This is a genomic window from Arenibacter flavimaris, from assembly GCF_030291335.1.
In the GTDB taxonomy this organism is placed as follows: domain Bacteria; phylum Bacteroidota; class Bacteroidia; order Flavobacteriales; family Flavobacteriaceae; genus Arenibacter.
In genome coordinates, this window is record NZ_JASWIM010000017.1 from 72,926 (window position 1) to 95,063 (window position 22,138).

Consider the following 22,138-nt stretch of genomic DNA (forward strand, 5'->3'; position numbering starts at 1 on the left):
ACTGAAATTGAATGTATTTCACCTTTTTGCATTCAAAACGGTTCAATTAACATCAAAATGTATTAATAGTTTGTTAAAATCGAAAACTATGCACAAACTATGCACACTTTGGATAGTTTAGCTGTTTTACTGAAAGTTCTAAAACGACGAAACCCCCAGTTTCTACTGAGGGTTTCGGATGGTGATGGCAGAAGGATTCGAACCTTCGACCGCCTGCTTAGAAGAAGGAGGATTATTGTATTTATTTGTCTTAATAAATACGTATAATATTGATTATCAACATTATGTATTTCATAAGGATTCATATTAAACCATATAATACCCGATTTTGAGTGCAAATTGAGTGCAAATTTTTATATCTTTAGAATATGAAAACAAACATCACTCTTTCCATGGACTCTAGGCGCAAGCGCAAGGACGGCATGTGTCCGATAATTTTTAGATTGAGCCATCATCGAAAAACGATTGCCATTTCAACGGGATTTGCCGTTCCGCCCGAGTACTGGAATGAGAAGAATCGAGAGGTCAAAAGGACCTATAATGGCGTGTCGTCCGTTGCGCGCTTAAATAACCTCCTTATAAAGAAAAAGACCGAATTACGGGATGGGATTAATGAATTAGAAGAAATTGGACAGCTCGGAGGGCTGAGCATCACCGAACTCAAAAACACTTTGACCAAGCCGACGAACACGATTTCCTTTTTTGATTTTACCAATCGATTAATAAGTGAAATGGAAGAAGCGAATCGTTTCGGGAACGCTAAAGCCTATAGATGTGCCCTTGGTTCATTGAAGAACTTCAATAAAAAGGAGTCTCTCCGGTTTGAAGAGATGACCTACACTTATCTTAAACGATTTGAGACGGCACATTTGAAAAAAGGAAATAGTATAAATGGATTATCCATGTATATGAGAACGTTTCGGGCCATATACAACAAAGCCATACATCAGGGGGTTGTATCTGCGGATTCTTATCCTTTTAGGAAATACAAGATAAAATCCCAGCCAACGGCAAAACGGGCAATCAGCATAGAAAAAATAAGACGGATCCTTAATTTGGAATTAGAACCTGGTACGCCTTTATTTAACACCCGGAATTATTTTTTGTGCTCTTACCTTATGAACGGCATTTCATTTATTGATATGGCCTTTTTAAAACTGGATAATATTATTGATGGACGCATCCAGTACCGTAGACAAAAAACAGCCCGATATTACGATATTAAGCTAACTCCACAGTTATCATCGATTATGGATTGTTATTTGATAGGCAAGGACAAGACCGACTATATTTTTCCAATCGTAAAGCGTAACGATATGCAAGATCAATTTAAGGATGTCCAATGGGAAAGAAAGCGGTATAACAAACGTCTAAAAGAGATCGCCAAGCTTTGTGAAATTGAAGAGCATTTGACAAGCTATGTAAGCCGCCATTCCATGGCAACGAATCTTATCCTCAATGATGTTCCTATTAATGCACTGAGTAAAATGCTAGGGCACAGCGATATCAGTACAACTGAAATATATATTAAAAATCTCCCTACGCATATAATGGATGGATACCAGGAAAGATTGGAGATTTAAGTTTTACATTAAGCATTTAATGTAATTATAGATTTTTAATAAGTTTTGTCCGGATATATATCGGTGCAGTAGAATTTGTCCCATTTCCCTTATTCCCCCTAGACACAAAAATGCATCCCTAAGGGATCCGTATTTTAAATCAGCTAGTTCCGAACCATTGAAACTAAGTGTTAAGTAATACTTACGTTTCTTTTTCCTATAACGTTTTATCCTGCCTTATTGATTGCCATATTCTCATTCAATTATTATCGCCTAACCATCACAGACCCTGTTTTCACTTCGCCAGAAGTAGGAGTTTTAAGTTGCTTAAAACATAACTTGCTATCTTCTGTGAAGATTAATATTTTCAATTCTTTTTTAATGATAAATTACTCAAAATGGGCGGGTCGGATTTGTTACTACTTTAAAACAAAAAAACCTTCCAATTACGCAAATCCTATGTACATATATCGATATTGGCATATATACATATATCGTGACCGCAGCAATCCGTATTATTTATTCTTAGGTGCAATTAATCGTTCCAAGCGCAACCAGGAGGCTATGATCATTTCAATGGATAGGAATGACTGTGGTTAGGGAAAAGAAAAGTCAAGCTATCTTTTCAGCTTGTTCTCTCCCGCAGTCAGGAGAGTGTTAAAGAAAATTGGAACATAAAGACTTCCCCAGTGGACAAGAGGAACCTGAGTGTATAGGGAGGATTGGAGCGGAAGGGTAACTAAACTCCCCCCTTAGGCATGTAATAATGAAATTAAAATTCTTTAGTTAGCTAAGCATTTATTTTCAAAATACTGATTTACAATTGTTTATATAATTGGTTTTGCTGCATTCTTTTGGACACTTAGTTAAGGGCAATTAGTACAGTTGTGTTAATAATTCACTGTTATTAAATAAGTTAAGTTATTCTTTGATATTTTGATTGATATGTTTCCCTGTAAACAGTTCATTTCCAAGTGTTTTGGCAAGGGTCGATATTCCAAGAATTTGCGTCATTTCATAGACCGAGTTCGGCCTTCGTATCTGTTGTTTTTAGTAAGCTACGATCAAGTCCACGCATTTTGCTATCCGTAAATGGACCCTCACCGCATTTTCGGGATGGACCCAGAGGGTTTTTACCGGAAGGTTCTGTTTTATCCATTTGAAAAAGTGTTCGAGTTGCTAGAAACCGGGTCCAACCGAAACAGAAGACATTCGCCTTTGGGTAAACGAACAATACAGGAATTTAAAAATGTAGTTTAACTTTTTGTCCCGTTTTTTGTTGCAAGTTCAAATTATAGCCTATGTGTGATTATGCTATCAGTTTATAAAGAATCAAACTTAAAATGTATATAATTTATTGCTGCTTCTCGTCTACTCACGAATAGTCCTGCGGATTTTCTGTTCCGTTTTAATTAAGTAAATTAGGTGCTTAAACATCGCAACAAACCATATGCTAGACCGTTAACCTTTATTCTGACTACTATGAAACTAATCCTTGAAGCTTTTACAAGAAAATGGGGAAATTACCCGTTGGAGGTTTTTGTAATTACCATAGGTATTCTTGGAGCATTTATGCTTAATAATTGGAATCAAAATAGAATCAACTCCATTAGTGAAAATCTAGCTCTAAAAGAAATTAATACTGAATTTCAATTGAACAAAGAAGAGCTGGAAAGTGCCACCCAAAATGTATCAAAAGGCTTTATTTCGCTTTTCGATGGCGAAACATTAAAAGGTTGGAAGGCTGCAGATATGAGCTGGTGGAGTGTGAAAAAGGGGGCAATTACAGCAGAGATTACCGATGAAAAACCATGCACCGAAAACCAATACCTTTTTTCCGAATACGGTCAGATGGCTGACTTTGAACTAAAGTTAAAACACCGGTTAGTAAGCCAGCATAATGTGAACGGAGGGTTCCAGTTTCGGAGCGAACATTATGACCTAGCCGATTGCAAGGGCTACCAGGTAGATAACAATACAAAAACGGACTGGCTGGTAAGGTTATACGATGAATTCGGGAGACATACATTGTCCTTTCGCGGAGAAAGAACCATTTTTAGCGAAAAAGGTGTAGCCTCAAAAACAACACTACCTGAGGCAAAGGAAAAGGCACATTTTAAACTAGAGCAATGGCACAACTACCACTTAATTTGTAAAGGAAATAAAATAACTCTTTTTGTAAACGAAAAACCAGTAGCAGAAGTAATTGATAATGATCCAGAAAATTTTGATCCGTCCGGTTTGCTGGCCTTGCAACTACATTCCGGAAAATCAATGTTGGTCCAGTTTAAAGATATTTGGTATAAAGAACTATGATGGTTCTGTCTCATCTAAGTTAGCAAAAACCAAACATTTACATTTGTCAGCAAAAAAAGAAATGTTGAAAGGCCATTGTTTTCCCAAATCAATCATCTTACATGCTGTTTACTTGAAATTACAATTCAGTCCTAGTAACGAGATATTGAATAACTATTGGCCATAAGAGATGTTAAAGTAGTTCATGCGACCATTCAGCCTTGGGTATTTAAGTTTGCTTCCCTAGTGGAATTGCAATTCAGAACAAGAAAAAAGTTGGTTGGAAAATGATGGAGAATGGATGTAAATCCTAGTTGGCGGTAGCTTTTAATTAAAGAGGCTCAAAACGAAACCAAGTATTTGGTAATTAGGCTATTTCCATGGCAAGACGAAACAGAATCTGGTTTAGTCACCAAGGCCTTCATGTTTGGCTCTAGTAAAATTTACAGAATAGGCAGTACCGACCAGAGGAATACTTGGTTATAGTAACCAGTTTTTAATTTGTTCAATTTTTCTTTCCATTTTTTTCTCAATTCGAGTGTTATAAATTTCCAAATCAAACTTAGGTGTTGGTTGAGAACAGGGAATAAAGTTTACCAAAAACGGAAAGTTTGGTCAACTACTTTTAAGAATTTACCAATAAAAAAAAGGAACAACAGTCTCCCGTTGTTCCTTACTCAACTCAACTAACTAACTTAAATCATTTAATTCTTTGGCAACATACCTGTAGAGTTTATGACTTTAATTCTTACATGATTTCATACATAATGAATGGTCAGATATTATAAAAGTGGGAATCACCCGCAAAATGATCTATACACAAAAGAATTCACAGCAACAATTAACGCCACTAGTTTAGGGCAACATATTACTATCAACAGAGGAAACATACTAAATATCCATTCCGTTTTATAATTGATGATTAATTAAAACTAGATGTACGCATTATTTGAACCGAACATTACCCTACTGAGTATTATTTATAATATCCTTTTTGCACGTGGTTCTAGGTCTGTCATTTCATTTATTTTAACTGGTCTCCCTATCTCTATACTTTTCCTAGCCGCTATTCCTATAAGTATTGACATTGCCCCATCCCTAATTCCAGCAGCTCTGTCAAAAGGATCTTTCTTTCCAGGATTTACAAATAAATTTTCATGCAGGGCTTCATCACCTCCACCATGACCTCCTCTACCATAACCTACTTGCACACTTTTATGTTTTTCCCAAAGCTTGTGTACAATTATAGGCTCATAACCTTCTATCTTTTCACCGCCATGTTTCATTTCTAAGGCATGTAATTCTTCCTGACTTAACTGCTCATTATTATGATATGGAATATCAAGCCAAGCTTCTATTCGCCCTTCCGTTCCATTAAAGGCAATTCTCCAACCTTCGAAAGGAGAATAGGTCGTTAATGAGTAATTTACTACAGTATTATTTTGATATTTTACCTGCGCTGACATTTTATCATAAATATTTATTTCATCTCTAAAAAGACAATTATCCCTGATGTAACCATCGTATTTTTCATGGTTTACATATAAATTCATATCTCTTTCAGATTTTGTGATATCCCAATAAAAATCACAATTTTTACTATGTTGACAATCACGACAATTATTACCTGAAAATGAATTAGAACTTCCGTATTTTTCTAGATCTCCATATGCAAAAACTTCTTTTGGATCAGAATCAAGCCACCAGTTTAACAAATCAAAATGATGAGTAGCCTTATGAACCCACAGAGTACCTCCTGTCTGCCTCAAGCCATGCCACCTTCTAAAATAGGAAGCGCCATGATATGTATTTAAATACCAATGAAAATCAACAGAGGTAATTTTACCTATTGATCCATTTTTTAATAATTCCTTTATCTTAGTATTATATGGGCTCCATCGATAGTTGAAACCAACAATTAAATTCTTTTGTGATTTTCTTTCAGCTTCCAATATTTGTTGACACTTATTTTCGTCTATTGTCAGCGGCTTTTCAGTCAACACATCACAGTCTAACTCCAATCCTCTGATAATATATTCATGATGCGTTGAATCCGTAGTAGTTACAATAATTAAGTCAGGTTTGTTGTCAATAATCATTTTATCAAAATTATCATAGGTATTGCATTTAACCTGCATATAATTCTTGGCATACTTAAGTCTTCCAGGATTTATATCATAGAGCCCAACAAATTCTAAAACATCTGAATATTGGTCAACTAGTCTTTTCCCCCAGAATGATGTTCCACGCACACCGGTTCCAACAAGAACTATTTTTAATTTTCTATTTAATTCAAATCCAAAAGCCATTGGATTAAAGGCCGTAGCTGCCGTTAGCATTGAAATAGACCTTATAAATTTTCTACGTGAGTTTTCATTTTCCATAATAAAATATGCTTTACTTATTTAAAAAGATCTTATAAGTAAGATCGTATTTATCATTATTTTAAATATTTGTTACCAAATCGAATTTAAATTCCAGGCATCAAACGAGTTAACGATAACATCACCGTTCTCAGCAAAAACAGAAATACCCAAATTATGTTCGCCCGGATATTCGACCCGACTGACGCTAGTCACACCATCATTAATAAAGACCTCCATCACCGATTTATCAATAAAGACTTGCAGTTTAAGCTTACCTTCTGGTAGATCTAGTGTAACCTTTGTACCTGCCACATCAAGTACTTCGCCATCGTAACGTATTGATATATATTCCTTGCCATCATCACTTTGACGGATTTTCAATCCGAAGGCCTTGGCACTCCCTAGTTCAAATTCTGTAATGATTTCCAGCATATCTCCACTGATACCCTCCAACTTCTTCTCCTTGCTATTTAGTACCATTCTTTTAATTGTATGATGCTCATTACGCAGTTGCTTTAACTCATGTACAGGTGTTTGAATAAGCCTTTTTTTTACATCAAGTGTAAGTACTCGAGGGAGAGACATGCAGCCATTCCAACCTCTGTTTGCTTTAAAACCATTAATCCAACCCAGCATTATGGTCCGTCCAATTTCATCCGTAAAAATATTGGTGGCGTAAAGTCCTCTGGTCCAAGAACGGTCTGTTGGTGGATTATCACCGAAACCGTAATCGAGAATACCATCAGAGCCACTTTGATTAAAGGAAATATCATTCGAATCAAAGTCTCCAACCACATATGAAATAGGTTTAGTAGAACGTATTAACACCCATTTGTCATCCAATGGGAAAAAATTTGGACATTCTCCGATAACCCCATCCATATTACCAACAAATTTCCATTTTGTGAGTTCCTTATTCATTGCTTCGCACACCAATCCATTGCTTTCTTTGAAAGTAACAAAAGTTCGCTCATTTGATTTAAAAACAAACGGATCACTCCAACCACCGTTAATACTTGAGGGAATACCATTCATCCCAGCAGCCATTACTGGATCATTCCCAACCCGTTTCCATTCAATTAGGTCATCATCTAGAGGAGCTACGGCCCACTGTTCTCGCTTTCCGAGTTGGGTTACATTCTTGCCTTCTGGAACAAAAGTATATAGAATTGTAGGCTGTCCGTTTCCATCAAGTGCGATAGAACCCGAATTACAACGTCTTTCACCTTGCTCCTTCATGGGTATAAAACTCCATGGCAAATCCTCCCAATAAGTTAAATCCTTACTTCTCGCATGCGCCCAAAGCGTATAATCATCCCCCCAACTATCTCCACTAAAGGGATTATATTGATAAAAGGCATGATAATACCCATTATAGTAAATAGTGCCGCATATATCGTTCATCCATTGAGCAGGGGGACGAAAGTGAAAAAGGGGTCGGGTTGGATCCTTTTCTGCTTCAGGAATGGCTGCTTCAACAGCTTCCTTAGCCTTTTTAATCCAATCAATCGACTGTCCATAACTGGAAAAAGCACATAATACACTCAAACAAAATGTCATTGCAGCAATTCTGATATTCATATTCATTGTTAAATTCATTTATAATTATTATTTAAATCTAAAAACACCCTTATATTCCAAATAAATAGAGGATAACATATTTAATTACACTTTTGATTTTGTAAGCAATGCACTCATGTCTTCCAGTGAAACACCCTTGGTCTCTGGCATTATGAATATTACAAAGAGTAATTGTAAGCCCATCATAAAGGAGAAAAAGGCAAATACAGTACCCGCTCCAATAGTTGAAAAAAGTAATGGTATCAAAGACGGAACAACTGCAGCTAATATCCAGTGAACCGAACTACCGAAAGATTGACCAGAACCTCTCAAATGGTTAGGAAATATCTCAGATATGAATACCCAAATAACTGTTCCTTGACCCATACCGTGAGCGGCAATAAACAAAAACAAAAAAGTAGGAACAGTCAAACCTCCCCAATCATAATAAAATGAACAAGAGGTTAGGGAAAGTGAAATTATATATCCTATTGAACCATAAAACAATAATTTCTTTCGGCCAATCCTATCAATAAGAAAAACTCCTATTAAAGTAAATATAACCATGGTTGCACCAATACCTATACTGCTCATCATAGCTGAACTCTCCTCTAAGCCTGCAATTTCAAAAATGCGGGGAGCATAATACAAAAGGGCATTAATTCCAGACAATTGATTGAAAAAAGCTACAAAAAATGCCAACAACAACGGGTAGCGATACTTTTTAATAAATATATTCTCACTGGTTACTGAATTCTTGATCTCTTGCTCAATATCATAAATTTCTTTATCGATTTCCGCATTAGGGTTAATCAATTCTAGAACTTTTCTGGCTTCAACTTTCCTGAATTTGGAAAGTAGCCATCGTGGGCTTTGAGGTACACTAAACATTATAAGCGTATAAATAATAGCAGGAATGGCCTCAACTCCCATCATCCATCGCCAAGCATTATCACCTAAGCTATTTAATAAATAATTGGAAAAAAAGGCAATAAGCATCCCGAAAACAATATTGAACTGGTATAGACTTACTAGTTTTCCACGATTGTCTTTTGGAGAGATCTCGGATATATAGGCAGGAGCAGCTATAGTCGAGGCACCGACACCCAATCCCCCTATAAACCGATAAAAAGCAAATGTAATTGGGTCGTTGGCTAACGCAGATCCTATTGCCGAAAATGTGTATAAAACTCCTATCCAAATTAAGGTTCTCTTTCTCCCAATTTTATTAGTTGGAATACCTCCGAAAATAGCACCTACTACAGTTCCCCATAATGCCATTGCCATTACTATGGTTCCGTGAAAAGTTTCAGAAGTCTGCCATAGGGCTTGAAGCTTTTTGTCCGCACCTGAAATCACCACGGTATCGAAACCGAATAGAAAACCTGCTAAGGCTGTAACCATTGACCATTCAATTACTTTTTTCATACTTATTTGTTCTTTCAACTTTTACAAAATGCAATTAAAAAATGTAAATACTAATTCCTACTTAAACCTATAACTTAGAATTTCTAACTTATAAATACGACCTTAAGTTTAGAGCTTGATCAAAGTTTTTTATAATTGACAAACTTTATACTTGTCGCCTTTTTTTGAGCTCACAATAAATAATCATTCAATGTTAATAAATGAATCTATTAGTTATAGTAACCAAGTGATTCAAATGGAGTTTAGGGACGTTCTTTCAATTAAAGACTATTACCTTCGAATTTTCGATATCTCCGAATCAAATACAAGTCGATAGTTATTTGTGTTGTTCACAAATGGCTGAATAGCTTAGGTTGTATTTTAACCTAATACAACTTACATTTTATTCTAATATTCCTTGAAAGGCAAGTTCACAGGTTAGTAACCACCTCAAAAAGTAATAGCCATTAACAATTATTTAGTAACCTGAATTTTGTTTATAAAGATTTCGGCTAAGATCAATTTCATCTTTAGGAATTGGTAAGTATTCATCCCTGCCCTTAGTGAATATAGCATTAGATAAATGTGCACGACGAGTTTTCTCCACAAGAAAATAGTCATTCAGAGTCTCTGACATAATACCCCAACGAAGTAAATCGTACGCCCTAAAACCTTCACAGGCAAATTCCAGTCTACGTTCCCATTGCAAGGCTTTAAATGCAAATTCTTGTGACCAGATACAATTGATTCCATCAACATATGGTTGAACATCAAAATTCCCAGTTGGTTGTCCATTGATATCCACAAGTCTAGTTGTACTTTGCGCTGCTCTATTTCTAATGCTATTAATAAGTGATAATGCTTCCTGCTCCTTCCCCAATTGGATTAATGCTTCGGCTTTCCAAAGTATTACATCAGCAATACGGATAACATCCCTATTCTTTGAATCGGCTTTCCATGGGTTTACAGGCTGATAGCATGGACTATCATAAATAACTGTTTCTTTCATCGACATAAAAGAGCCATATGTTTCAGGTTGTCTAGGCCAAGTTTTTGCATTTAATAGAAAATCCGCCTTATATTTATATGGTAAGCCATCCATTGCAACTGTATGAAGTAAACGGGGATCAATTGAATATTCTTGGATATTAATTGCTCCTTCAATATTACCCGCATTGTAGTTTTCAAAATCCGGAATTCCATTAGATGTTTTAAATGAATTAACCAAATTTTGTGTTGGGCTATGATAACCACAACATCCATATTCCTCAACCATTGGGTAAACCACCTGATTTGTGCCATTAACACGACCCGTAGGTGTACCATCATTATGAGAAAATTGTATAGCCCAAAGTGATTCTATGCCATTTTGTGTTTCGCATGTAAAATTATTAGCAAAATCAGAAAACAAAGATTTTCCAGATAACTGAAGTACTTCATCCGCTAATGAAACCACTCGGTCGAGCTTTTCTGTATTAATATTTATAACTTGATTTGTTTCATCTTGTTCATATGCTGCAAATAATAATACTTTAGCCAAATATGCCTGCGCTGCATATTTAGTTGGCCGACCCACTGCCCCGTCTATATGCGTCGTAGGAAGATTATCAACCGCATATTGTAAATCCTCAATAATCTTGCCCCAAAGTTCAGCGTCTGACAAATCATTCCCAATGGTATTATATTCAGTAACTGGTACATTCTCATCGATAAATGGTACGTACCTAAAATTCACCTTTAACCAAAAATAATTATTTGCCCTTAAAAATCTCATTTCTGCAATCCGAGTTGTCTTTTCAGCAAAATCAACTTTATTTAGGAAATATAGCGCCTGATTAGTTCTCGAAATTGCCTGAAATTCGATTTCCCATTTCCCCCGGACCCCTCTATCGGTAGGTGTCAAATTAATAAACGTTTCAGCAGAATGCCATTGTGACCTATCACCTACACCTGCACCCCCTTTATATGCATCACCACTTCTTAGATCACCATATGGCCAGGGAGACAAAGGCTTTAAATTATATTTCTCATTTCCTTGACCGGAATAGGCTGCAATTACCATTTTTTCAGCATTTTCTGGTGTTGTCAATAAATTTTCCGAAGCTATCCCTTTGGGATTTAAATCAAGGAAATCCTCACTGCAAGACACAAATAAACATAAAATGCCTAATGTTAATAATTGTTGAATATGTTTCATAATATTTTTTTTTAGAATGTTAGATTAAAACCTAGGGTAATCGATGTTGGAAGAGGATAATCAATATTAGGGCTTTTTGGATCAAATCCTGAAAATGTATTTCCGGGTAAATTAATTGATCGCAAATTTTCCCCTTGTAAATAAATTCTAGTATTCGTCATAAATACCTTCTTTGATATTTCCTTTGGCAAAGTGTAGCCAAGGACCAAAGACTGTAATTTTACATAAGACGTATTCTCAATAAAATATGAAGAAAATCTTTGCTCGTCATTGATTCCTGTTTTTGAAATTGCAGGTATAGTAGAAGATGTATTAGTTGGGGACCAGGAATCCAATACCTTCCTACCGTAATTCTGTCCTCCAAAAAAACCGAAAAAATCAGTTCGCGTACCAGTGGAACTAGGAACTTCCCTCCCCAATTCAGAATTCCAAAACATAGAAAAATCAAATCCTTTCCATTCTACTTTTGAACTCAAACCTAATGTAAGTTCAGGTTCATTTACGCCTATCCAATCACGATCATCAGCATCTATAATACCATCATTATTGATATCACCATATTTAAGCCTCCCAATTCCTTTACCCGGTTGAACAGCTGAATTATCAACTTCAGCCTGATTCTGAAATATACCATCAACAACGTAACCATAATATGAGTTCAACGGGCGTCCTAAAATAGTTTGATCATTTCCGTTTCCAGGGTATGCTGCGACAGCTTCTGGAATAATATAAGTAAACTCATTTATATTTTTGTAAGCGCTTGCTGAAATAGAATAATTAAAGTCCCCGGAACTATTATTAAACGCAAGTGTAGTTTCCCAACCACTATTTTTCATATTCGCTCCGTTAATCCACGAAGATGCGCCATAACCAGTAGCTCTAAGAGTTGGCGGTTTAACAAGAATATTAGAGGTTCTTTTTATATAATAATCAAATGTTCCACTTAATTTGGAGCCTAAAAACGCGTAATCCAATCCAATATTATTTTGCGTTGTAGCCTCCCACTTTAAATCTGGATTACTAAGTTGCAACCGTCTATAGCCGGATGGGAGGTTTCCCTCATCTATACCATATAAATCATATGCCGTACCATTTGTAACAGGCGAATCATTATCTCCATAACGTGCTTGATACATTCCATATGAAGCGTAATTGTCAATTTCCTGATTACCTGTTTTGCCCCAGCCATATCTGATTTTTAAAAAAGAAAGCCAAGTTGTTGATTTTAAAAAGGATTCTTGGCTTAATACCCAACCTCCAGAAAGAGATGGAAACGTAGCAAACCTATTATTTGCTCCAAAACGCGAAGAACCATCACGACGCACTATTGCTGTCAACAAATAACGGTTTTTGAAATTGTAATTTAATCTCCCAAAATAAGAATTTTGGGAATTGTCCCAAGCACCATTCCCATTTCTCACATTACTTTCACCTACATCCAAATACAGATAATCCAAATCTTCACTAGCGAAACCATCACGTGCACCCCATAAAGAGGTACCACTCGCTTTTGTCGCTTCCTGACCAATCATAAAGTTAAATTCATTATTTTTAAAGGAAAAGTCATATGTAATTATATTATTCCAAGTCCAACTTCCGCCATAACCAGAATTAACTTGCATTTTTGTAACAGTTTCGGACATATATCCGGCCTGATATTGCAAATTCATTTGCCTATTCCAATAACCATCGTAGTCAATGCCTACAGTAGATCTAAGATGTAGATTTTTCATTATTTCGAAGTCTCCAAAAGCCGATCCTACTAAACGTATATCATCTTTATGATTTTGTCTATTGTTCATAATGACCAACAAAGGATTATTTCTGTCACTCATTCCACCAACTGGTCCTCCCCAACCTTCTCCATCAATTGTTCTTACTGGCACTATAGATTGGATTGTGGGCACTAAACTTAAATACGAACCCCCAGTGTATCGCATTTTTATCAATGCTAGATTTTCGCCGAACTTGACACGATTATTAAATAAATTGTAAGTTGAGTTTAAACGTATAGTACCTCTATTCCATCCATTTTCCTTTGTAGTACCTTCACTATCCAAATAATCAAATGAAAATAACACTCCTCCGTTTTTGCCTCCTTGAGAAACGCTAACGTTATAATTCCTACTTATTGGAGAACGAGTTATAACCTTTTCCCAGTTGGTATTGGCAGGTTTCATTGTTTTGGCTTCATCCAGGTATTCAGGCAAGTCTATTTTGTCCAACACCCAGTTTCCATTGGAATCCTGATGATCCTGAAAACTATATACACCGTAGTTAGGATCTTCTTTATCATTTCTTGCCGCCTGCCATTGAGCCCTACCATATTCTTCTGTATTGAGCAACGGAATAGTGGTTCTGGGCAACCAACCTGCAGTAACTGTTGATGTAAAATTGATTCTCATTCCTTCGTCAGCAGATTTTGTAGTTACAATGAAAACTCCATTTGCTGCTCTTGAGCCATATATAGTTGCTGCAGAAGCGTCCTTTAAAACTTGAATCGACTCAATATCATTTACTGCCAATTCATTCAAACCTCTGTTGGTAGGCACTCCATCTATAATTACTAATGGCTCATTGCTACTACTTAAGGACCCCTTTCCTCGTATCAATATTCCAGCTGCGTTATTCGGATCACCATTGTATGTCGCCTTGATGCCCGGAATTCTACCATCCATAGCTTTTAGAACATTCCCTGTTGCAGATGCCTGTTCATTGATTTCTGTTATTTTAACAACAGTAACAGAACCTGTCAGATTCGTTCTTTTCTGGGTGCCATATCCCACGACCACTACTTCATCCAGCCCAGCTGCACTTTCCTCTAGTGAGACATTCAAGTCAAACTGACCATTTACAGAGACTTCCTTACTGGCAAATCCTACATAGGAAAATATCAAAATAGGATCAGCTTTCCCTAGTTCAATAGAAAATTTACCATCAAAATCGGAAGTCACACCATTTGCAGTACCTTTTTCCACAATACTGGTACCTGGCAAGGGATTTCCATCTTTATCTGATACAGTCCCCTTTACGATATCTTGCAAAATAGGGTTGTTAATTCCAACCTTGGGCGATTTGGAAATTGGAACTTCCTTTCTCCGCACTAAAAAAATCCTTCGTTTATTTAAATTAAATGTGGTCCTTGTATTGTTAAAAATTTGGTTTAGAATATTATCAACCTTGTCGTTATGGGCTTGAATTGAAATAATTCGTTCTAAATCGACATCTTCAATCTTATAAACAAATTGAAACTCTGTAGTGCTTTCAATCTCATCTATAAGTTGCCCGACCGTAACATTTCTTAAATTTAATGTAATTTTAGTACGCTGCGCATAACTATCACTGGCTTTAAGCGAGAAAAAAGTGACCAATAAAAAAAGTAAACTCAATTTCATTTTTAGGTCTAAATCAATTACAGGGTATGGACATCTTTTTATATTAAGAAGTTTTTTCATACTTTTAAAGTGTTTTAATGTGGTTAATTTTTAGTTTAATCACTTATATTCAATCGGGAAATGTTCGAGCATTTTCCGATTTTTTTTATTTTCATGATCTAAGTGATGTAAGTAATTAAGTTGGTTGTTTTAATTCATTGGCTATGATTTTATACTGGTTACTTTTGTTTAATTGTTATTTTAATATGAAATCTCCATTGCCATCGATGTAATAGTCTATTCCATAATTAATCTTAAACTCCTCCAAAACACTTTCTATGGGTTCGTTCCCAAAATTTGCGTTGAACTTCTTGGAGGCTAATTCTTCATTTTGATTCACTATCGTGACATTATAATGGCGTTCCAATTTTTGAATGATATTTACAAAGGCCATGTTGCGAACAATCAATTCTCCAGTCATCCATGCTGTGTACAGGTCTGTTAATACCGAATCTTTACTAATCATTTTACTTTTCTTATTGAAGCTACCTTTAAAACCAGGTTTTAATAAGACAACATTTTTGGAGTCATATTTTCCCTTTGCCTCATACAGACTAACCGCGCCTTCAATAAGAACTACGTCATATGTCTCATCTTCCGGATAGGCCGAAATATTGAATTTTGTGCCAAGAACCATTACATTCATATTATCGCAGTTTACAATAAACGGTCGCAGGGAATCCTTTGCCACATCTAAAAAAGCCTCTCCTCTAACGTAAATGTTTCTTTCCTGGCCCTGTAAAAATGTAATAGGATATTTTAACGAAGACCCGGCATTTAGGTGTGCCTTGGTGCCATCGGACAAACTCAACTCAAAAGTTTTTCCATAAGGGACTGTTAGAGTATTGTACACAAGTTCAGATTCGCTTTCTGTATTTGAATACACTATTTCATTCCCATGTTGTTGACCAAGCACTCTCCCGTCCCTGCCATTCACAGTAATCGAACCATTTTCATCGATAATTTTTACCGTACCATCTTCTAGTTCTAAAGTAATGGCATCTTGTGGAATTGTTGCATTATTAAAATCACTATTATTTCGGATGTAAATGTAACCGACCACCAAAAAACCTATCACAACGGCTGCTGCGGTAGAAATAATTCTCCAATTTCCATTTAAACGAGCATTTGGAATAGTTTTAAGTTGAACTTTCTGCCACATAGCCCTTCTAGTTCTCCTTTTATTACTTTCGTTTATAAAATGTGCATTGTCGTTACTAGAAAGTAACTCTCCCTCAAAACTATTCAATAGTTCCTTTTCCCTTTTAGAAATCGATCCATCAAGGTATTTATCCAATAATTTTCTAAAATCTTGTTCTTTCATAGAGATACTACTCAAACGTTAAGAACCTAGAAGTGCCTTTAACTCACATATGAAAATGCAATTTAACATATTATTAACATGTGGAATTATAAAATCATATCTTAAATCGTTTCTATATGACGTTGATTAAGTAGCACTTAGTACTATCTAAAAAATTATAAATAGAAAAATATAAAAGTTTGCAGATAGCCCAAATGGCGCCTTATAACTTTTAATGCAATGGAAACTTGATTCTCTACAGACCTTTTGGATATTCCCAATCTTAAGGCAATTTCTTCATTAGTCACATCCTCCAGTCGACTTAATTTATAAATTTGTCGACATCTTGGAGACAGTTCTTTTAATGATTTATCAATTATAAGTTGGGTTGCTTCTACATTATGTTGATTTTCGATCTCTGACCTAGTAAAAATCAGTGAATCAATAACTTTAAGCTGCGAGGTGTTAAATTTAATGTCCCTTAAATATTTGTAACAACCATAACTTACTGATCGAAAAATATAGGCTTCGAAATTTGAGACTTCTAGATTTTCCCTTTGGTTCCATAGATTTATCCAAATCTCTTGCACAATATCTTGGGCCACATCTCTGTTCCGAAGAATGGAATTGGCTTTACAGAACATAACTTCCCAATACTCATCAAACAACGTTTTAAACGCTTTCTGATTACCTTTTTTGAGGTGAGCTAGAAGTAATTCGTTTGTATGAAAATTTTTCAACGACACAATTGTTAATAAATCAACTATATTCTATCAAAGACGTTAAATGTATAAAAAATGTCTTTAACAAATTGCCTAGAACTATGGACTACACTGTATTATGGGTGTACTTGCTGGGTCTAATAATCCGATTTCCCACCAATGGACTAAGTATTAATATATTGATAATAAGAGATTTAATTATAAAAAAACTACAAATCATAGTAACTGAAAAGTGGGTTCAGAAAAAACAGTACAACATATGTCGAATATCATCAAACAAATTTATCTTCCAGGAAATAAGATGGATCTTACTCAATGCATTTGGTTCAAGTAGATCAATCGAATACGATTTATTTTAATTAAAAAGTAATCAATATAAACTGGCACATAAGGCAGAGTGTCCTAAGAGCAAAGGAGATCAAATATCACTCAATTTTCATAGGATAATTAAAACTAATGTAATCATCTGCCTATGTATAACTCTTTTAAGAAGTAGGTAAATCCTAAGCTAATGGATAAAATGTAATGGCATAAACCATTGAGTCATTACAGTATCCAAAATGACTAAACTAAAACCAATTATAATGAACCGGGACAATGCCAATTTCTCTTTACCAATACCCTTGAACAAGCCAAGGAGAACTATGCTATTAAATCAACATATCCCATAAAAAAGGTAGAATCAAGTAAAGGGCACTTTTTATTTCGGTGCCTTCGTCGGCACGAACATATAACCAGAGCATGTAAATCGATAAATGTGCATATAGAACAAATTCCGGGCAGGAAATCACCTTAGTGCCCGAAGGAGACTCTCGGAGCCAAAGAGAATCTGCTTATAGGCCGCATAGGCTTCGAAATACATTCCTTCAAGCCTTATCAAAGACAAACGTTCTTGTCCAATTATACCAAGGCAAATGCCGAAAGGGCACAAATCTATGTACTCCCGACCCGACTCCTCAACTAATTGACAGCCGAAAGCTTGTTTGCCCGCAAACATTTTGGCGGGCACATGAATAGGTTTTGTTCTATTTCCAAATCGAAATATTAAAACTCGATATTGGCTGGGAAACTGCTAAACATAATTTGATCGACTGACCTTCCAATTGTTGCAAATTGCCGGAACTGCTAACATACTGAATCAAAAAAAAAAAAAAATGGATGTCCTAATATATTCGGAACGATGAGAGCCCGATCAAAGTGTCGGATTGGGACAAAAAGGGTAGCGTATGCCAATGATATCAGCTGGTCCATCACTATCCCGTTCAAGTATTGATTCTTTTAGTTTCCTTATATGCCCAGTCAGAAAAATCCGAAGGAATAGCTAGCAAAATACAGGGGCTACCAACAATTGGAAGGCCATACTTTGCTGATAAAGTATTGGCAGATCACAAGGTCACCTGCGTTGAATGTCTAGTACATACCATACACAAATTACACAATGCTATGTACAGGAAAAATAGACTATGGAGAGAGAATTAGCCATTTTTGGTTAATCGTGAAAAACTTAAGGAACGTGAGTTCGACTTAATAAAAGAGGGTTTTATATTGTAGAAAAAGCAGAAAATTGGTATATTTAAGTTCTTGACGTTCAAATATTTAACCAATTATCCGCTTATGATTTCTACCGATAAAATTACGGAAATTTTTTGCCTTATCGACGATTTTTGCATAGGATTGGACCAAGTTCTTGACAAGAACGGGATCGATGATGGCTCTGGAATAAAAAGACGCAACAGGACCCCTAAAATGACCCAGAGCGAAGTGATTACCATTATGGTGCTTTTCCATCAAAAAGGATACCGTTGCCTTAAGCACTTTTACCTCAATCATGTACGCGAACACATGCGGGAGGATTTCCCGCATACGGTATCCTATACCCGTTTTGTGGAGCTGCAGCAAAAGGCCGTGGTCCCTATGGTACTGTTCCTGCAAATGTGCTGTTTGGACCAATGTTAGGGAATCTCCTTTATGGATTCCACCTTGATAAAGGTATGTCATACCAAAAGAGAAAAGCAGAACAGGGTTTTTAAGGGAATAGCGGAAAAGGGCAAGGGCAGTATGGGATGGTTCTTTGGGTTCAAACTTCATATCATCATCAATGAAAGGGGGCAGATCATCGACTTCCTCATTACACAGGGCAATGTGGACGACAGACAGCTGCTCAAGGACAAGACCTTCCACAACAAGGATACGGGAAGATATTCGCCGATAGGGGCTACATCGGAAAGGATCTGTTCGAGGAGCTCTTCGTGGACGGGATACATCTGGTAACCAAAATAAAGAAAAATATGAAGAACACCTTGATGCATTTATACGACAAGATATTGCTCAGAAAAAGGGCTGTCGTAGAGCGTCAACGATATTCTAAAAAACCAGTGCCAAATCGAGCATACCAGGAACAGAAGCTTTGGAAACTTTATCACCAACATGATATCAGGACTAATTGCATATGCCTTTTATCCCACAAAACCCAACATCAATATTGACAACCTCCAAAGAATTGGGTAATCCTTATATCGAACTCACGTTAAGGAAAAAATGACTAGATGATTAATGGATCATTGGAAAAACTGATACCCATAGAGTTTAATACTACTTTTAATGCTCCGCAGTGCAAAGGATATTGATTAGGCCTTTCAAGGCCAGCATTAATATTGATAAATATATGATATGAAAGATTGTAAAATAGAAATCCTTTCACAACAATAATTAGAATTATACAATAAAATAGACCCAAATATTAAATTAAATTAAAATAGTATTGTTTTTTTTAAATAATTCTAGTAATATAGCTTAATCGTTAAAGCAATTATAGTAACCTAAGACATAATAATTGAGTATTCAACTAAAGTAACCAATAAGATTCAGATTCATTTTCACAATGGAACCACATAAGCAAACTGAAATAGAGCAATTATTTAAAAAAAACTATCGGATTTATTGTTTGCTTTCCTATAGTTACGTAGCCCAATGGGATATTGCTGAAGATATTGTTCAGGATGTCTTTGTACAACTTTTGACCAAGAAGGACAACACCAAATTTTTAAATATCAGTGCATATGTTTGGAGAGCAATAAAGAATAATAGCATAAAATATATTACTCGTACCAAAAAAAATGAAACGCTGGATGAAAACTGTTTGTCCATACCATTAGACGATGAGCCATTAATTGAAGAAACTAATAGGTCTTCTATTCTACAAGAGTCTATAAATAATTTACCCCTTGGATGCAAGCGCGTATTTGAACTATGTGCCTTGGACGGACATAAGTATGGCAGTGCCGCGGACCATTTGGGCGTTTCTGTGAACACCGTAAAAACACAGATGAAAAAGGCTTATAAAATTTTAAGGCAAGATCTAAAGAATTACTATTTATTAATACTCCTCTTCCTCGAAAACTAAATATTTCCATTTATTTCAATTTCCTTTCATTTTAACGTCACCCTATTTCCCTATTTCGGATTCTATAATATAGACGCCATAATATTTGATCTAGAACTGGTGAAGAGAAACAATGGAAATAGCCTATCTACTCGTTAAGCAGCTTGATGGAACACTTTCTGTTGAAGAAAAAAATTATTTTGATAATTGGATCCAAGAATCTGATGATCACAGATATCTTTTTTTGCGATTAAAGATATTTTATCATAGAGGTCATAATATTTCAAAAGTCGATGAACCCAATATCAAATTATACCGCTCAAAAATAAAAAAAATCTAAAACGTTATTAGAGGCCTAACATTAACAATGATAACGAACATCTGGGCGCCAATTTTTTACAGTAACGTTTGGCTTAGTCTCCATTGAAGATGTGCTATCTAAATTTCCTATTGAATCAACAAACATCGCTATAATTGGATTCAGAAATATAAATATATTTTCCTTCCTTGCTGGTAAAAACAACACTCCTCCTTGTTACATATTTCACATTTATTTTAGTTTTTTTTCATTTTAACGTCACCCTATTTCCTTTTTATGGTTCAACCAATAAGAGGCCAATTTAATGTGGCCTTTATGAAAAAGAGTGAATATGGAAATTGCCTACATACTAGGAAAGAAACTTAAAGGATACCTTTCTGTTGAAGAACAAAAGTATTTTGATAATTGGATCAAAGAATCTGATGAAAACAGAAATCTTTTTCTACGCTTACAGTCATTGCATAATACTGGTGAAAGAATACCCGAAGTAGACGAAATGGATATTGATTCTGCTTGGACCAATGTTTTGAAGGTTGTTAAGACGAAAAATAACAAAAAGTTAGTACCCGTCCTTTCGTTAATAACCAAATATGTGGCCATTTTTATTGGGATTTTTACAATAAGTTACCTCCACTGGCAAACCAACAATTCCGCAACTACTCTACCTATTAATAAAGATGCAATAACACTACAATTGGAAAGTGGGGAAATACAACGAATTTCCCCTGAAAAGATTCAAACCATTACCAATAGCAAGGGAAAAGTACTAGGTGTACAAAATGGAATTCAACTAAATTATCTTAACAGTTCAGACATCGACAAACTCTACTATAACATATTAACGGTCCCCTTTGGAAGAACATTTAAACTGATATTATCGGACAGTACCACAGTATATTTAAATGCGGGGTCTTCTTTAAAATACCCGGCGAAATTCATCAAAGGCCAAAACAGACAGGTATTCCTGACAGGAGAAGGCTATTTCGATGTTCATAAGGACAAAAAACATCCTTTTATTGTCACCAATGGAACTATGGATGTCAGGGTATTGGGAACAAAATTCAATATTTCGGCCTATCCGGAAGACAATGAAATAAACACTGTACTGGTTGAAGGTTCTGTAAGACTTTATAATAACAAGACCGAATACAATACTGAAACGTCGAGCCTATTAGAACCGAACCACCAAGCCTCCTGGAACCGTTCAAACGACAAAGTTATTATACAAAATGTGGACTCGGAGATATATACTAGTTGGATCAATGGGAAATTAGTAGTTAAGAAAATGCCCTTTCGGAATATAATACAAAAATTGGAACGCCATTATAAGGTTACAATAAACAATACATACGAACAATTGAACAATCAAGATTTCACGGCAACCTTCGACATAGAATCCATTGATGATGTGCTCGCCACATTTGCCCTTGAAACCCCTTTTAAGTACACCAAAACCGAAAATCACATTGAAATATATAAATCAAAAAAAGAAAATGAAATGCCTATGGAATAACATATAAGATTAAGATCAATCCAATTAAAAGCTGTTGATATCCATAAAAAAAATCGGAAAATGTTGCACCATTTCCCG

General features: G+C 35.6%; 14 protein-coding genes. 7 read left to right on the forward strand and 7 right to left on the reverse strand.

The features are described from left to right. The first annotated feature begins 368 nt into the window (after positions 1–368). Both QSE00_RS13845 and QSE00_RS13850 read left to right on the forward strand, forming a co-directional pair. Entirely contained in the window at positions 369–1,583 is a 1,215-nt protein-coding gene (locus QSE00_RS13845; RefSeq protein WP_286106398.1) for a site-specific integrase, read from the forward strand. Between the two features lie 1,461 nt (positions 1,584–3,044). Further along, on the forward strand, positions 3,045–3,878 hold the full coding sequence (locus tag QSE00_RS13850; RefSeq protein ID WP_286106399.1) for a 3-keto-disaccharide hydrolase: 834 nt from the start codon (positions 3,045–3,047) through the stop codon (positions 3,876–3,878). A gap of 959 nt (positions 3,879–4,837) precedes the next feature. Here the strand turns inward: QSE00_RS13850 and QSE00_RS13855 are convergent. From QSE00_RS13855 to QSE00_RS13885, 7 genes are all read right to left on the reverse strand, one after another. Beyond that, a complete protein-coding gene (locus tag QSE00_RS13855; RefSeq protein ID WP_286106400.1) occupies positions 4,838–6,241 on the reverse strand; it encodes a Gfo/Idh/MocA family oxidoreductase in 1,404 nt (467 codons plus the stop codon). Positions 6,242–6,313: 72 nt separating this feature from the next. Further along, positions 6,314–7,822, reverse strand: coding sequence for a glycoside hydrolase family 32 protein (locus QSE00_RS13860; RefSeq protein WP_286106401.1), 1,509 nt, complete (start codon positions 7,820–7,822; stop codon positions 6,314–6,316). A gap of 66 nt (positions 7,823–7,888) precedes the next feature. After that, positions 7,889–9,211: a sugar porter family MFS transporter gene (locus QSE00_RS13865; RefSeq protein ID WP_286106402.1), complete on the reverse strand. Its 1,323-nt coding sequence runs from the start codon at positions 9,209–9,211 to the stop codon at positions 7,889–7,891. Positions 9,212–9,668: 457 nt separating this feature from the next. Beyond that, a complete protein-coding gene (locus QSE00_RS13870) occupies positions 9,669–11,387 on the reverse strand; it encodes a RagB/SusD family nutrient uptake outer membrane protein (protein ID WP_286106403.1) in 1,719 nt (572 codons plus the stop codon). A gap of 11 nt (positions 11,388–11,398) precedes the next feature. Further along, complete coding sequence (locus tag QSE00_RS13875; RefSeq protein ID WP_286106404.1) at positions 11,399–14,842, reverse strand: SusC/RagA family TonB-linked outer membrane protein; 3,444 nt, start codon at positions 14,840–14,842, stop codon at positions 11,399–11,401. 175 nt (positions 14,843–15,017) lie between these two features. Next, entirely contained in the window at positions 15,018–16,145 is a 1,128-nt protein-coding gene (locus QSE00_RS13880) for a FecR family protein (protein ID WP_286106405.1), read from the reverse strand. A gap of 155 nt (positions 16,146–16,300) precedes the next feature. Then, a complete protein-coding gene (locus QSE00_RS13885; protein ID WP_286106406.1) occupies positions 16,301–16,864 on the reverse strand; it encodes an RNA polymerase sigma factor in 564 nt (187 codons plus the stop codon). Between the two features lie 1,596 nt (positions 16,865–18,460). Here QSE00_RS13885 and QSE00_RS25220 point away from each other — a divergent pair. From QSE00_RS25220 to QSE00_RS13900, 5 genes are all read left to right on the forward strand, one after another. Next, positions 18,461–18,802 carry a hypothetical protein gene (locus QSE00_RS25220; RefSeq protein WP_353477472.1) on the forward strand — a complete coding sequence of 114 codons (342 nt, stop codon included), beginning with the start codon at positions 18,461–18,463 and terminating at the stop codon, positions 18,800–18,802. Between the two features lie 12 nt (positions 18,803–18,814). Next, a complete protein-coding gene (locus QSE00_RS25225; protein ID WP_353477473.1) occupies positions 18,815–19,117 on the forward strand; it encodes a transposase in 303 nt (100 codons plus the stop codon). After that, positions 19,066–19,332: a transposase gene (locus QSE00_RS25230; RefSeq protein ID WP_353477475.1), complete on the forward strand. Its 267-nt coding sequence runs from the start codon at positions 19,066–19,068 to the stop codon at positions 19,330–19,332. Before QSE00_RS25225 ends, QSE00_RS25230 begins: the two co-directional genes overlap by 52 nt. Positions 19,333–19,727: 395 nt before the next feature. Continuing rightward, on the forward strand, positions 19,728–20,249 hold the full coding sequence (locus QSE00_RS13895; RefSeq protein ID WP_286106407.1) for a sigma-70 family RNA polymerase sigma factor: 522 nt from the start codon (positions 19,728–19,730) through the stop codon (positions 20,247–20,249). A gap of 629 nt (positions 20,250–20,878) precedes the next feature. Further along, positions 20,879–22,060, forward strand: a complete 1,182-nt coding sequence (locus QSE00_RS13900; RefSeq protein ID WP_286106408.1) for a FecR family protein — start codon at positions 20,879–20,881, stop codon at positions 22,058–22,060. The last annotated feature ends 78 nt before the right edge of the window (positions 22,061–22,138 follow it).

What these genes read in the sequence shown, in the direction of transcription:
- QSE00_RS13845 (WP_286106398.1), top strand. Translation starts at nt 369, where the DNA reads ATGAAAACAAACATCACTCTTTCCATGGACTCTAGGCGCAAGCGCAAG.
- QSE00_RS13850 (WP_286106399.1), top strand. Translation starts at nt 3,045, where the DNA reads ATGAAACTAATCCTTGAAGCTTTTACAAGAAAATGGGGAAATTACCCG.
- QSE00_RS13855 (WP_286106400.1), bottom strand. Translation starts at nt 6,241, where the DNA reads ATGGAAAATGAAAACTCACGTAGAAAATTTATAAGGTCTATTTCAATG.
- QSE00_RS13880 (WP_286106405.1), bottom strand. Translation starts at nt 16,145, where the DNA reads ATGAAAGAACAAGATTTTAGAAAATTATTGGATAAATACCTTGATGGA.
- QSE00_RS13865 (WP_286106402.1), bottom strand. Translation starts at nt 9,211, where the DNA reads ATGAAAAAAGTAATTGAATGGTCAATGGTTACAGCCTTAGCAGGTTTT.
- QSE00_RS13860 (WP_286106401.1), bottom strand. Translation starts at nt 7,822, where the DNA reads ATGAATTTAACAATGAATATGAATATCAGAATTGCTGCAATGACATTT.
- QSE00_RS13875 (WP_286106404.1), bottom strand. Translation starts at nt 14,842, where the DNA reads ATGAAAAAACTTCTTAATATAAAAAGATGTCCATACCCTGTAATTGAT.
- QSE00_RS25220 (WP_353477472.1), top strand. Translation starts at nt 18,461, where the DNA reads ATGATTTCTACCGATAAAATTACGGAAATTTTTTGCCTTATCGACGAT.
- QSE00_RS13870 (WP_286106403.1), bottom strand. Translation starts at nt 11,387, where the DNA reads ATGAAACATATTCAACAATTATTAACATTAGGCATTTTATGTTTATTT.
- QSE00_RS25225 (WP_353477473.1), top strand. Translation starts at nt 18,815, where the DNA reads ATGGATTCCACCTTGATAAAGGTATGTCATACCAAAAGAGAAAAGCAG.
- QSE00_RS13895 (WP_286106407.1), top strand. Translation starts at nt 19,728, where the DNA reads ATGGAACCACATAAGCAAACTGAAATAGAGCAATTATTTAAAAAAAAC.
- QSE00_RS13900 (WP_286106408.1), top strand. Translation starts at nt 20,879, where the DNA reads ATGGAAATTGCCTACATACTAGGAAAGAAACTTAAAGGATACCTTTCT.